15 protein-coding genes and 1 tRNA gene are annotated in these 14,438 nt (G+C 30.6%); 15 read left to right on the top strand and 1 reads right to left on the bottom strand.

Translation table 11 applies throughout. The features are described 5' to 3' along the window. Nucleotides 1-86 precede the first annotated feature (86 nt). From AC1RRU_RS10715 to fumC, 10 genes are all read left to right on the top strand, one after another. A tRNA-Leu gene (locus AC1RRU_RS10715) sits at nucleotides 87-170 on the top strand. A gap of 265 nt (nucleotides 171-435) precedes the next feature. Beyond that, entirely contained in the window at nucleotides 436-1,494 is a 1,059-nt protein-coding gene (locus AC1RRU_RS10720) for a PTS sugar transporter subunit IIC (RefSeq protein ID WP_016931347.1), read from the top strand. Between the two features lie 231 nt (nucleotides 1,495-1,725). Then, entirely contained in the window at nucleotides 1,726-3,180 is a 1,455-nt protein-coding gene (locus AC1RRU_RS10725) for an ABC transporter substrate-binding protein/permease (protein WP_136745040.1), read from the top strand. After that, a complete protein-coding gene (locus AC1RRU_RS10730; protein WP_016931345.1) occupies nucleotides 3,173-3,895 on the top strand; it encodes an amino acid ABC transporter ATP-binding protein in 723 nt (240 codons plus the stop codon). The genes AC1RRU_RS10725 and AC1RRU_RS10730 overlap by 8 nt, the downstream gene beginning before the upstream one ends. Before the next feature lie 177 nt (nucleotides 3,896-4,072). Further along, a complete protein-coding gene (gene queG / locus AC1RRU_RS10735; protein ID WP_011275407.1) occupies nucleotides 4,073-5,200 on the top strand; it encodes a tRNA epoxyqueuosine(34) reductase QueG in 1,128 nt (375 codons plus the stop codon). After that, nucleotides 5,201-5,671, top strand: a complete 471-nt coding sequence (trmL, locus tag AC1RRU_RS10740; RefSeq protein ID WP_011275408.1) for a tRNA (uridine(34)/cytosine(34)/5-carboxymethylaminomethyluridine(34)-2'-O)-methyltransferase TrmL — start codon at nucleotides 5,201-5,203, stop codon at nucleotides 5,669-5,671. 171 nt (nucleotides 5,672-5,842) lie between these two features. Further along, on the top strand, nucleotides 5,843-6,442 hold the full coding sequence (locus tag AC1RRU_RS10745; protein ID WP_011275409.1) for a 6-phosphogluconolactonase: 600 nt from the start codon (nucleotides 5,843-5,845) through the stop codon (nucleotides 6,440-6,442). Between the two features lie 22 nt (nucleotides 6,443-6,464). Beyond that, nucleotides 6,465-6,614 (top strand): SAS053 family DNA gyrase inhibitor, encoded by a 150-nt coding sequence (locus AC1RRU_RS10750; RefSeq protein ID WP_011275410.1) that lies wholly within the window; start codon nucleotides 6,465-6,467, stop codon nucleotides 6,612-6,614. A gap of 210 nt (nucleotides 6,615-6,824) precedes the next feature. Then, on the top strand, nucleotides 6,825-7,220 hold the full coding sequence (locus tag AC1RRU_RS10755) for a hypothetical protein (RefSeq protein ID WP_011275411.1): 396 nt from the start codon (nucleotides 6,825-6,827) through the stop codon (nucleotides 7,218-7,220). Nucleotides 7,221-7,426: 206 nt separating this feature from the next. After that, a complete protein-coding gene (gene fumC, locus AC1RRU_RS10760) occupies nucleotides 7,427-8,812 on the top strand; it encodes a class II fumarate hydratase (protein WP_011275412.1) in 1,386 nt (461 codons plus the stop codon). Nucleotides 8,813-8,877: 65 nt separating this feature from the next. On the opposite strand, the gene AC1RRU_RS10765 is transcribed toward fumC, so the two are convergent. After that, entirely contained in the window at nucleotides 8,878-9,702 is an 825-nt protein-coding gene (locus AC1RRU_RS10765; RefSeq protein ID WP_011275413.1) for an RluA family pseudouridine synthase, read from the bottom strand. A 187-nt stretch (nucleotides 9,703-9,889) separates the two neighbouring features. On the opposite strand from AC1RRU_RS10765, the gene AC1RRU_RS10770 reads away from it, so the two are divergent. The 5 genes from AC1RRU_RS10770 to AC1RRU_RS10790 all read left to right on the top strand — a co-directional run bounded on the left by AC1RRU_RS10770 (nucleotide 9,890) and on the right by AC1RRU_RS10790 (nucleotide 14,294). Further along, nucleotides 9,890-10,999 carry a GAF domain-containing sensor histidine kinase gene (locus tag AC1RRU_RS10770; protein ID WP_011275414.1) on the top strand — a complete coding sequence of 370 codons (1,110 nt, stop codon included), beginning with the start codon at nucleotides 9,890-9,892 and terminating at the stop codon, nucleotides 10,997-10,999. 22 nt (nucleotides 11,000-11,021) lie between these two features. Next, nucleotides 11,022-11,645, top strand: a complete 624-nt coding sequence (locus AC1RRU_RS10775) for a response regulator (protein ID WP_011275415.1) — start codon at nucleotides 11,022-11,024, stop codon at nucleotides 11,643-11,645. Between the two features lie 264 nt (nucleotides 11,646-11,909). Further along, nucleotides 11,910-12,374 (top strand): XRE family transcriptional regulator XdrA, encoded by a 465-nt coding sequence (gene xdrA, locus AC1RRU_RS10780; protein WP_011275416.1) that lies wholly within the window; start codon nucleotides 11,910-11,912, stop codon nucleotides 12,372-12,374. A 370-nt stretch (nucleotides 12,375-12,744) separates the two neighbouring features. Continuing rightward, nucleotides 12,745-13,881, top strand: coding sequence for a DUF445 domain-containing protein (locus AC1RRU_RS10785; RefSeq protein ID WP_011275417.1), 1,137 nt, complete (start codon nucleotides 12,745-12,747; stop codon nucleotides 13,879-13,881). A 68-nt stretch (nucleotides 13,882-13,949) separates the two neighbouring features. Next, on the top strand, nucleotides 13,950-14,294 hold the full coding sequence (locus tag AC1RRU_RS10790) for a YlbF/YmcA family competence regulator (protein WP_011275418.1): 345 nt from the start codon (nucleotides 13,950-13,952) through the stop codon (nucleotides 14,292-14,294). The last annotated feature ends 144 nt before the right edge of the window (nucleotides 14,295-14,438 follow it).

Consider the following 14,438-nt stretch of genomic DNA (forward strand, 5'->3'; position numbering starts at 1 on the left):
TCCCGGAACGAGATATAGGTGCAAATCCTATCTTCCGCTCCATGTTTTTGCTTCCAAATGGAAGTTTTTTATTTATCAAAAATTGAGCCGGCGTGGCGGAATTGGCAGACGCGCGGGACTCAAAATCCCGTTCCTGTATTGGAGTGTCGGTTCGACCCCGACCGCCGGTATAATTCTTAATGTGGAAATGTTGTTTTAGCAACGTTTCCACTTTTTTTGTTTTTTAATTGATTTCAATTTTTCAATTTTCTAGTCAGTGGTTAAGTATCAGTTATTGAACTATTATATTTATAATTGTTTAACTTCTTATGTTAAGTTTTAGCAATGGTATTTTTTAAAATTAGCATTAATTTTTGATTAAAAAAGAAATGTTCATATTGTTAAACACATTAGTTTGTACTAAGATAAAGCTAATGTTTAAAAACGGAGGCTACTATGAGTAAACAACGTGTAAGTTTAAAGTATTTTTTTAGTAATATTCTAAATGCGGTAGGTGCTGGAGTAGTATTAGCTTTATTGCCAAATGCGTTATTAGGAGAATTTTTGAAATTATTTATGGATGCACATCCAATGCTCGAAACTGTGTTTCAATTAGTAATGATAATTCAATCATTCATGGCATTTATTATCGGTGTTTTAGCTGCACATCAATTTAAGTTTAATGGGGCAGGTTCTTGTATGGTAGGCATAGCCGCAATGCTTGGATCTGGAGCGGTTCAATTTACAGCTAAGGGCATTGTTTTAAAAGGGATTGGAGATATAATCAATATCATATTAGTTGTAATTATAGCTTGTGCAATATATATGTTTTTACAAGGAAAATTAGGCTCACTTGAAATGATTATATTACCGGTTGTAATACCTGTATTAAGTGCATTAATTGGTTTATTAACTTTACCTTATGTACAAACAATTACTAAAGGACTTGGCCATATGGTAAATTCATTCACTGATCTTAATCCTTTAATTATGTCTATACTAATAAGTGTGACTTTCTCATTGTTAATGGTTACACCTATTTCATTAGTCGCCATAGCAACAGCTATAAGTTTAACTGGTTTGGGAAGTGGTGCTGCTAACATGGGCATTGTCGCAGCTTGTGTGACTTTTATATTCGGTTCAATAAGAGTTAACTCTATGGGGGTTAATATTGTTTTACTTATAGGTGCAGCGAAGATGATGATTCCAGTCTATTTAAAACATTTAATTATTGCAGTTCCTTTAACTTTAAATGGTATCGTTTCTGGTGTATTGGCATATGCTATAGGTATTAAAGGCACACCTTTATCTGCCGGATTTGGTTATACAGGCTTGGTAGGACCGATTAATGCATTTAATAGAATGTCTGGAGACGCTACTATAATTATTATTTTGCTCGTTTTCGGCTATTTTGTTATTCCATTTGTGAGTGCATTCATTATACATGAAATATGCAAAAAATTAATACCAAGCTATCATGATGGTATATACAAATTCGAAATTCCTAAGCAATAATAGCAATTAAGATGTATGTACAAAAGTTTAATTTATATAATGAAATAAATTTAATTCAAAGCTTTTAACTGAATTGAGAAAGTGTTTATATTGACCTTTTCTCAACTCTAGTTAACCTGTCAGGGTGAGACAAAGATTCAAATCGAATTTTGTTTCACTCTTTTTTAAAATTTTTATTGTATATTAATGCGATTATGTGTATAATAATGAATTAATTAAAGGAGGTTGCTTATGAAAAAATTAACAAAAGTACTTGCGATAGCAATCTTAATTAGTTTGACATTGATATACATACAACCAATGGCATTAGCTGATGAAGATGCAACTTGGAATAAAATTAAAGATAGGGGTGAATTAAGAGTAGGATTATCAGCTGATTACGCACCATTAGAATTTGAAAAAACTAAAAATGGTAAAACAGAGTATGCTGGTGTAGATATTGAATTAGCAAAAAAAATTGCCAAAGATAATCATTTAAAGTTAAAAATAGTGAATATGCAATTTGATAGCCTACTTGGAGCTTTGAAAACTGGAAAAATTGACATAATTATATCAGGAATGACAACAACACCTGAAAGAAAAAAAGAAGTTGATTTTTCCGAACCATATATGGAAACAGGAAATGTTATGTTAATTAGAAAAAATAATAATGATACCTTCCATAAGTTGAGTGATTTTAATAATAAAAAAATAGGAGCTCAAAAGGGCAGTGAACAAGAAAAAATTGCACAGCAAGAAATAGAAAATGCACAAATAAGTTCATTAAATCGTTTACCAGATGCAATTTTGGCACTTAAAAGTAAAAAAATTGATGGTTTAGTAATCGAAAAACCAGTAGCAGATGCTTATGCTAAGCAAAATAAGGATTTAAATATTGTCCATGTTTCTTTCAATGAAGAAAAGAAACCCACAGTTATAGCACTACCGAAAGACTCACCAATTTTATTAGAACACTTAAATCATTCTATTAAAGATGTTAAAAATAAACATTTAATTAATAAATATATGGATATTGCTTCAGAACAAATGGTTGATGATGGAAGCTTTATTCAAAAGTATGGAACTTTTTTCTTAAAAGGATTACAAAACACTATAATAATTTCTTTAATTGGTGTTGTATGTGGAGCAATAATCGGGTCATTTATTGCACTTGCAAAATTAAGTAAGTTTAAAATTATTTCTTTACCCGCAACAATATATATAGAATTTTTAAGAGGAACACCGATGTTAGTGCAAGTGTTTATCGTATTTTTTGGCACTACCGCGCTTTTAGGATTAGACATTTCTGCTTTAATTTGTGGGACGATTGCCTTAGTTATTAATTCTTCAGCCTATATTGCTGAGATAATTAGAGCTGGAATTAATGCAGTTGATAAAGGCCAAACTGAAGCTGCACAATGCTTGGGGTTAAACTACTCAAAAACAATGATTCATATCATATTGCCTCAAGCTTTTAAAAATATATTGCCAGCGCTAGGAAACGAATTTGTAACTTTAATAAAAGAATCATCAATCATATCTACAATTGGGGTTGGTGAAATTATGTTTAATGCACAGGTTGTTCAAGGTATTTCATTTGATCCATTTACGCCATTAATCATAGCAGCATGTATGTACTTTGTATTAACTTTTTCATTATCAAGATTAATGAGTTTAATCGAAGGGAGACTGAAAGCAAGTGATTAAAATTGAAAATTTAAATAAAAAATTTGGAAAAAATGAAGTGCTTAAGGATATTAATTTAGAGATTAAAAAAGGTGAAGTATTAGCGATTATAGGACCATCAGGAAGTGGAAAAAGCACTTTATTAAGATGTATGAATTTGTTAGAAACACCGACAAATGGAAGGGTTATATTCGAAGGTAATGAACTCTCTAATCACAAAAATAACTTAAATAAATTACGTCAAAAAATGGGCATGGTCTTTCAAAATTTTAATCTATTTCCACATAAAACTGTATTAAATAACATCATATTGGCACCTAAGTTATTAAATAAAAGCGATTTAAATCAATTGAAACAAGAGGCATTAACTTTATTAGAAAAAGTTGGACTTGAAGATAAGGCAAATGTATATCCTTCTCAATTATCTGGAGGACAAAAACAAAGAGTTGCGATTGCAAGGGCACTGGCTATGCATCCAGATATTATATTGTTTGATGAACCTACGTCTGCATTGGATCCAGAGGTAGTGTATGATGTGCTAAAGGTAATGAAAGATTTAGCTAAAGAAGGAATGACAATGGTTGTTGTTACACACGAAATGGGATTTGCAAAAGATGTGAGTGATAAAGTTATATTTATGGCAGATGGGTATGTTATTGAAGAAGGTTCACCTCAGCAAATATTTCAATCACCAACACATCAAAGAACGCAAAACTTTTTATCAAGAGTTTTATAATAAGTAAACAAATAACAGCGAGTCTGAGACATTATTTCATGTTTCAAACTCGCTATTTTTAAATTGAACTGGAATATTTACTAGGAAAGTGTTCAATTATTATATAAATAAATAACGATTTCATAATGTGGATTATGTTAAAATGTCATATGTATCATTTTTAAGGAGGCAAATAAATTGGATTATAATTGGCTTAAACAAGAAATCATCGATTATGCATATTCAATAGGTATTGATAGTATAGGTTTTACTACTGCCGATCCATTTGATGAACTTAAAAAGAAATTAGAAGATTATCATGCAAATGGCTATGCTTCGGGTTTTGAAGAGTCAGATATTTCATTAAGAACTGAGCCAAAATTAAGTTTGCCTACCGCACGCTCAATTATAGCAATTGCTGTTGGATATCCGAATAAGCTTAAAGGTGCGCCTAAAAGTGTCAGAGGTGATCGCCGAGGTATGTTTGCTCGTGCCTCTTGGGGGCAAGACTATCACTCTATTATGCGTAAACGTTTAGATAAACTTGCTGATTTTATTCAATCTAAAGTTCCTGATGTAGAATTAAAAAGTATGGTTGATACTGGTGTATTATCAGATAGGGCCGTTGCTGAACGAGCAGGTTTAGGATTTGCTGGACGTAATGGTTTTATTATTAATCCAGATTTAGGAACATGGAGTTATTTAGGTGAATTGTTAGTGAGTATCCCATTTGAACCTGATGATCCATTACTTGATAGCTGTGGAGATTGTACAATTTGTGTAGATAGATGTCCTACAGGGGCGCTTGTTGGAAATGGTCAATTGAATTCTCAAAAATGTATTAGTTTTTTAACTCAAACTAAAGGATATTTGCAAGATGAATATAGATATAAGATAGGCAATCGCTTATATGGATGTGACACGTGCCAACAAGTTTGTCCTAGAAATAGGGGAATCAATACAACACATGATGACATTATACTAGAACCTGAGATTCTAAAACCAAGATTGGTACCGTTATTACAAATGAGCAATAAAGAATTCAAACAAACATATGGGCATTTAGCTGGTGCTTGGCGAGGTAAAAAACCAATTCAACGTAATGCAATCATAGCTTTAGCACATTTTAATGAAGAGACAGCAATACCAGAACTTAAGGAAGTTGCATTAAATGATCCAAGACCTATGATAAGAGGGACGGCATACTGGGCGATTGGCCAAATTCAAGGTGAAGATGCACGTGAATTTATAGTTGCAAACTATGAAAATGAAATTGAAGAAGTTCAAAATGAAATGATAAAAGGACTAGAAATGAGGAAACTTTAAATGACAAACCATATTGTTTTATTTCAACCAGAAATTCCTGCAAATACTGGTAATATTGCACGTACCTGTGCAGGAACGAACACACATTTACATTTAATTAAGCCTTTGGGCTTCAGTACTGATGATAAAATGTTAAAACGTGCTGGCCTTGATTATTGGGAGCATGTAAATATTACTTATCATGATAGTATTGAAGACTTTTTCGATGCTACTCAAGGTGAGTACTACTTACTAACTAAATTTGGAAAACAAACGTATAGTGATTTTGATTTTTCTAAAGAAGATACAGATTATTATTTTATATTTGGAAGAGAAACGACTGGATTACCGGATTGGGTAAAAGACAAATACGCTGACACGGCATTAAGAATTCCTATGAGTGAAAATATCAGATCGTTAAATTTATCTAACACAGCCGCTTTATTAATTTATGAAGCATTGCGACAACAAAATTTCCCAGGCTTATCCTAATAAGTAGTTTGTTAGTTAAAATTCAATGCATCTATTTAATAAAAAATGTTATATTTATTAGTGATTTATAATAACATTTTTAAAATAGTTTGATTTAGTGTCTAATAGGGTAATTTAACGAATAATACGTTATTTATATGACATTGATGAACTAAGAGGAGTGTAATGACAATGGCAATGAACTTTAAAGTATTTAATGATGTAGAACATGTAGCTGAGTACACAGCAGATATCATTAGAAAGCAATTTAATAATAACCCTACAACTATTGCGGGAATTCATTTAACAAAGGATGCTGCACCTGTTTTAGATGAGTTAAAGAAAGATGTAGATCATAATGCGGTTGATTTTAGTCAAGTAAATATCTTAGATTATGACGATAATCGCTCTTACTATGAAGCATTAGGTGTACCTGCTAGTCAAATTTATCCAATTAATCTTGACGATGATGCAGAATCTTTAATTGATGACAAAATTAAAACTAAAGAAAATAAAGGTAAATTAATTTTACAAGTTACTTCTATTGATGAATCAGGTAGTTTAAATGTAAATGTAAGACAAGGATTATTAAAAGCGCGTGAAGTAGTATTAGTTGTGACTGGTGCTAATAAACGTGAAGTTGTTAAAAAACTTTATGAAGAAAATGGTAAATCTAGCTTTGAACCATCTGATTTAAAAGCTCATAGAATGGTAACAGTTGTTTTAGATAGAGCAGCTGCAGAAGGTTTACCTGAGGATGTTAAAGAATATTTCACTGCTAGATTTGCTTAAATTTAAAAGTGAGGTCTGAGTTATGACTAAAAATAAAGATTCAGAATTAAATTATCATGAGGAAGAAAATGCGATGGTTCAAGATTTAGATGACTTGAAAACCTTGGGTAAAGAAATGGAACAAATTTCTGAAGAAAACGACGAGGACAAGTTGAATCAATCGCATGAGTAAATTAAAACTTGATGATAATTAACAAAATAAATATTAGTTATGAACTAAGTAACCTAAGATGTTAAAGATGTCTTAGGTTATTTTTTTAATGAAGCAATATATATTGTCATTTGAGTGCGTAATTTGATCAATCAATCATTTAATTCAATTTAATGCTATAAAAATTATGGTAAAATAAAATTCAATGAAAATGTATAAGGAGAGCTTAAAATGTTACATAAATATTGGCTTCCACTTACGATTGCCACAATTATAATTAGTTTACTTTCTATCAAAGGATTTCCAATAGCATTCGGTGCACTTTACTTACCTATTTTGTTTAAAATCATAAAATTACAATTAAATTTATCTAAAGGCTTAATTGATAATATTAGTGCTCAGCCTTTTATTAAGAGTAATCAAACAGGAGTGTTCATAAGTGTGTTGTGTTGTATTTTAATAACTGGTATTTTAATTTATTCTTTAAATGATATTTATACGCAATTCACTGGTTTTATAGGATTTCTAGTTCAAATAAGTCCTATTACAATAACTTTAAGTATTATATTTTATATTTTGAGTGCTTTAGCTGTTATTAAAGCAGTAAAAGTTAAATATCAAGTCTAACTTAAGCGAGCAACGGTCAATTACGATAAGACAAAATTTTTTCAAAGATAGTAGCGATTGGGACATTAAATCATTGTTTCAATCGTTATTTTTTTATATCTATGATATAAATTTGTATTATTGAAACCGCTTTAGTAATGCATTGCCCCTTTAATTTAAATAATGCTATACTATGAATAAATAATTGTATAAGGGGAGATTATCGCATGTCAGTAAGAATTGAACACGATACATTCGGAGAAATTGAAGTACCTGGTGATAAATATTGGGGTGCACAAACGGAGAGAAGTAAACGAAACTTTCCTGTAGGTAAAGAACGTATGCCAATTGAAGTAGTATATGGATTTGCTCAATTAAAACGAGGTGCAGCATTAGCAAATCATGAACTAGGAAAACTAAGCGATGCTAAAAAAGATGCAATCGTTTACGCTTGTGATTTAATTTTAAAAGGGGAATTAGATGAACATTTCCCACTAGTTGTTTGGCAAACAGGAAGCGGTACGCAAAGTAACATGAACGTTAACGAAGTAGTCAGCTTCGTAGCAAATAAATATTTAAAAGAACAAGGTATCGATGAATCGATTCATCCTAATGATGATGTGAATAAATCTCAAAGTTCAAATGATACATTTCCAACAGCAATGCATGTTGCATTATATCATGAAGTTGAAACAAAACTTGAACCTGCATTAAAACATTTACGTGATACTTTTAAAGAAAAAGAAGATAAATACCAATCAATTATTAAAATTGGACGTACACACTTACAAGATGCGACACCAATTAAATTAGGTCAAGAAATTAGTGGCTGGCGTTATATGTTAGATAAATGTGAAGAATTATTAGCTGAATCAAAAAAACATATCTTAAGTTTGGCTATCGGTGGAACTGCCGTAGGTACAGGTATTAATGCACATCCAGAATTTGGTAATAAAGTTGCTAAATTTATCTCAGAGAATACTGGATATAACTTTGTATCATCTGAAAATAAATTCCATGCGTTGACTTCACATGATGAAGTCGTGCAATTACATGGTACGTTAAAAGCCTTAGCAGCAGACTTAATGAAAATCGCCAATGATATTAGATGGTTAGCTTCTGGTCCTAGAGCGGGACTTGCAGAGATTTCAATTCCTGAAAATGAACCAGGATCATCTATCATGCCTGGTAAAGTAAATCCAACACAATGTGAAATGTTAACTATGGTTGCAGTACAAGTTATGGGTAATGACACTACAGTTGGTATTGCAAGTTCTCAAGGTAATTTTGAATTAAATGTATTTAAACCAGTAATTCTTCATAATACATTACAATCAATTTACTTACTTGCAGATGGTATGCAAACGTTTAATGATAATTGTGCAGTCGGCATTGAACCAATTGAAGAAAACATTAATAATTATTTAAATCAATCATTAATGTTAGTTACTGCACTAAATCCACACATTGGTTATGAAAAAGCTGCTCAAATAGCTAAGAAAGCACATAAAGAAGGGTTAACTTTAAAAGAATCTGCTATTCAATCTGGTCATGTTACAGAAGAGCAATTTGAAGAATGGATTAAGCCTGAGGATATGGTTGACCCACACTAAAAAGCAACCACATATAACTAATAAAAGGAGTAACTGTCTATGAATCGATAGTTACTCCTTATTATTTATTCATCATCCAAACTAACTGATATTAATTCTTGAGTGAGTGGATGTTTAAACTCAATTTTATGACTATTAAGTTCTAGTTGGCGTAATGTAGAATCACCATACAAAGGATCGCCTATAACAGGATGACCAATTTCAGCTAAATGAACCCTAATTTGATGGGTACGACCCGTATCTAGTTTAATATCCAATTGACATACGCCTTCTTTAATCATTTTAGAGGAAAGAATATGCGTAATCGCTCGTTGACCTGTATTAGAAATTCGTCGTTTATTAGGATGGAATTTATCCTTACCTATAGGACTATCAATAGTTTGAGGTTTAATTGGTAATAATGACTTAACATTAGCCTTATATATTCTAGTAATTTCATTTTCTTCCAACATACGATCTAGAATTTTTTTCATTAGAGGATTCTTAGCTACAATGAGTAAACCAACTGTTTCTTGGTCTAAGCGATGAATAGGTTCGACATAATCACTTTCTAATGTATAAATAACATGATTCATTAAAGTGTTACTCTCTTTTAAATCATTTGGATGCGTCTTAACGCCTTTAGGTTTCATGACAATAGCTAAATCATCATCTTCATAACTAATTTGTGCGTAACGATAACTAGGTAAGTAATTACTTTTTTCTACTGGTGTTGGAATGTAGATATCATCCCCGATAACCACTTTATCTGTTAATTTCGCAGGGTGATTGTTAATAGTTATATCTTTTGACATATTTAACTGATGTAAGTCTTTCTTAGGCAATTTCAATGATTGAAAAATTTCTCTCAAAGTATTTTGATTATAATTCTCATGTATTTTAAACTTCATAATTTCCTCCTAATAGCATTCGCATTAATCATACCATATCTCAGATTGCTAATAACGTATATTAATCATAATCTTACGAATTTCATAATAAATAATAATATGTAACTTAAACATTTTTACATTTTTAAAAATGTAAATCTCACTGTATAATAAGACTAATGCAAATATGAGTAACTGAGGCGATTTCATGGAAAAACCAACACGCTTAGCATTATTAAAAGAAATAGCAGAATATCTCAATGAGGAAACAGAATTATATAATATGATGCACGGTGCTTTAAATTATTTAATAAATGGTAGTAACTTTACAACTGGTTGGATCTTCTTTATAGATAATAATGGCCATCATGAGATGGTAGCTGATGTTGATCTTCCAGGTGCATTAAAGAAGGATAATTGCTGTTATATGAAAGAGGGATCTTGTTGGTGTGTCACTGCGTATCATAATGAGCGTTTAACGAAGGCTTCTAACATAATCAATTGTTCTAGAATAAATTTAGCAAATCAAGCATATAAAGCAGAAACGGAAGGTGTAACACACCATGCTACAGTGCCACTACGCTCTGGCACAGAACAATATGGTTTACTCAATGTTGCATCACCATATACTACGCGTTATAGCGAACAGGATTTAGCCCTATTAGAATCGGTCGCTTTACAGATAGGCTCTGCAATTAAACGCATATATTTAACTGATCAAGAAAAAGAGGCAGCTAGATTAAATGAACGTAATCGTTTAGCAAGAGACTTACATGATTCAGTAAACCAATTATTATTTTCATTAAAATTGACCGCTCATGCAGCACATGACATAACGACAGATGAAATTGCGAAAAAAGCTTTTAAGACAATTGAAGAAACAAGTCAAAATGCGGTTAATGAAATGCGTACACTAATTTGGCAACTTAAACCAGTAGGTCTTGAGCATGGTTTGGTGCAGGCATTAAATCAATATGCGCAAATTCTAAATATAAAACTAACAATAAATGTTGAGGGAATTATTAGTTTATCGAATATCGTAGAAGAGAACGTTTATAGGATATTACAGGAATGTATAAATAATACTAAAAAACATGCTAAAACTAATTCAGTGCATATTATTTTAAAACAAGATAAAGAAAAGTTGATCATTATTGCAAAAGACGAAGGAATTGGTTTCGATATGAACAAAGAAACTAATACCTCATCACAAGGGTTAAAAAATATAAGTCAACGAATTTATGCATTAAATGGACAAGTTAAAATAGATACAATGCCTAACAAAGGAACAACGCTTTCTTTAAAGCTTCCTTTGTAAATTGGTGAAAGGAGAAAAAATTGTGGCTAAGGTCATATTGATTGATGACCATCATATTGTAAGACAAGGATTGGAATTCCTTTTATCGACGGTGGCTGATTTGGAAGTTTTGGCAAGCTTATCGGATGGTCAATCTTTAATTAATTATTTAAATGAAAATGATATACCAGATATCATCCTTCTTGATTTGGTAATGCCTGAAATGAATGGTATTGAAGTGACAGAATACGTGAAATCTCATTTCCCTGATATTAAAGTATTGGTATTAACAAGTTATGTTGATGATGAACATGTTATTTCAGCTATTAATAAAGGGGCTGATGGATATGAAATGAAGGATGTTGAGCCTCAAAAATTAATTCAAACCATACATGACGTTTTAAATAATAAACGGATTATTCATCCAGAAGCACAAAGTGTAATAGAGACCGTGTCTTCAAAACCTCATAACACTAATAAGCTATCTAAACGAGAAATAGAAGTATTAGCTGAAATGGTAAAAGGTAAAACGAACAAAGAAATTGCAAATACGTTATTCGTTTCTGAAAAAACAATAAAAACACATGTTAGTCATATATTTAATAAGTTAAGTGTAACAGACCGTACACAAGCAGCAATTTATGCTATTGAAAATAAACTTGTATAGAGTGTAATATAATAAATCGTGAAAGAGGTAGGAATGAAAATACAATTAAAATGTAAAGGCTTATTAGAAGTGAGTTAGCAAATAAATTAATTTAATTATTTTGATAATTTCGCCATTAATGAAATTGTATACAAAAACAAAAATTCCTCTTTTCATTTTATTGAAAATATATTAAGATGTAATTTGTGTTTCAAGAAATGTGTATTATTGCAATTTCTTGTGTCCGGATAAATTAACCCCTATTAGAAAGGTAGAGAATAAAATATGGATAGACAGAGTTTCACAGATTTAATTCAAACAAAATTTAAAATGGTAAGAATTGAAGCGGGCTATACGCAAGATACTATGGCTCAAACAATTGGCCTTTCAAAAAAAACATTAGTTCAAATTGAGAAAGAACGTGTGTTACCAAACTGGACAACATGTGTTTCAATTTGTGCATTATTCAGAGATTCAGATGTTTTAAATAATACGTTTGGTTGCGATCCTTTAGAAATTGTTCAAACTATTTCACGTAATCATTGTGCATATCCAAATCATTCAACAACAAGTGATATTTATTGGAATACTATCGAAACACGTAATGGTTTTATGTTACAAAGTAATAAAGTAAGCAACATATATAGAGTTTTAAATTCTGAAAAGCAACCTATCTTTGGCACTTCAAAATTAAGAGAAGCTGAAACATACTTTAACAGAAATGCTAAAGAAGAATTAATGCACGTTTAATAGTAGTTAAAATATTATGATTTAATATGAAAGTGATAGAAGAATCACACCAGATTTAATCACTTTTAATTTATATACATTCAAGGTGTGTGGTTATTACTTATGGCGAACATAATGTTCTGAGACTACATAGCTTAGTTGTAAAACTGACTGAACTGAGATTAATCTTATATCAAGAAATTCTCAGCTTAAGTTTAACTTGATATTAATTAAAAGACGAGCCTAAGATATTTGATATCGCGGCTCGATTTTTTTATTTTCAAAACAATTCAGCATTTTCAATTTTAATGAAAAGTAAAATTAAGGAACCATATATTCTAAAATGATATAATCATCATATTGTGAAAATAATTTTTAAGGAGAAATCGAGATGCAAGCTTTTTTAGTTATCCTATTTATGGTAGTAGTAGGGGCTGTAATTGGAGGTGTAACAAATGTAATTGCAATAAGAATGTTATTCCATCCATTTAAACCATATTATATATTCAAGATGCGTATACCATTTACACCTGGTCTAATTCCTAAAAGAAGAGAAGAAATTGCTACTAAGATAGGTCAAGTGATTGAAGAACATTTGATAACAGAGTCAGTTATACTTCAAAAGTTAAATGAACCAAATACGCGTGAAGCAATCAATGATTTAGTAATAAAGCAATTGTCTAAACTAAAAAGTGACGATGCTACAATACGAAAGTTTGCAAATCAATTTGATTTTGATCTTGATCTTGATGACCTCATTAACAATAAGTTAGATAAAACTATAATAAATAAATTGAATAATTATTACTATGATAAACAGGCAACATCAATTAATGAAATTCTTCCTGCAGACGTAATAACTATGGTCGATGAAAAATTAGACCAAGCAGGAGATTTAATTCGAGAACGTGCACGTAATTATCTTTCTTCAGATAAAGGTGCTAGAGATATTTACGATATGCTAGATACATTTTTTGCTGAAAAAGGTAAAATCGTTGGATTATTACAAATGTTTATGACTAAAGAAAGTATTGCTGAACGTGTTCAACATGAACTAATACGTTTAACAAGACATCCTAAAGCAAAAGTTATTATTGACAAAGTGATTCGAGATGAATATGAAACATTAAAATCTCAACCTTTAAGTCATGTTGTTAAAGAAGAACAATTTACAAATATAAGTGAATCCTTGGTGCATTTAGTCATTACAAATTTACAATTAAATGAAAAAATGGATACTCCAATCAGTAAGTTAACACCAAAATTAGTTGATCAAATTCAAGTAGGAGTTGCTAATACAATTACTGATTTAATAATTAAACAAGCATCTAATCATTTATCAACGATAATGACAAAAATAAATTTACGTCAGATGGTTGAAAATCAAATTAATACCTTTGACTTAGATTATATTGAAAGATTAATTATTGAAATCGCTAATAAAGAGTTAAAACTTATCATGTCTTTAGGTTTCATTTTGGGTGGTATTATAGGATTCTTCCAAGGTATAGTCGCAATCTTTGTCTAACTATAAATAATATGTTATGGTAATAAAGAGTTGTCAAAATTACTTTTCACTAAGGAGTGCAAACAAACATGGCAGTAAATTTATATGATTATGCAAATCAACTAGAACAAGCATTAAGAGATAGTGATGAATATAAAGCTATTAAAGATGCTTTTTCTAAAGTTAAAGATAATGAAGAATCAAAAAAATTATTTGATGAGTTCCGTGAAACTCAATTAAGTTTCCAACAAAAACAAATGCAAGGTGAAGAAATTCCTGAAGAAGATTTAGCAAAAGCTCAAGAACAAGCTCAAGCAATTGAAAAAGATGAAAATATTTCTGAATTAATGCAAGCTGAGCAAAAAATGAGTCAAGTATTCCAAGAAATTAACCAAATCATTGTTAAACCTTTAGATGAAATTTACGCTGACTAATTGTTAGCACAATAAGCTACAAAGCTTTCAATTGAAAGCTTTGTAGCTTTTTTAATATATAAGTTCATCGACCCAAATAAATAAGTTATGGTAAAATATAGGAATACATAAAGATAAACGAAGATGCAATTAAGGAGCTAATTT

The sequence above is a fragment of the Staphylococcus sp. GW821-FHT11H10 genome, from assembly GCF_058807855.1.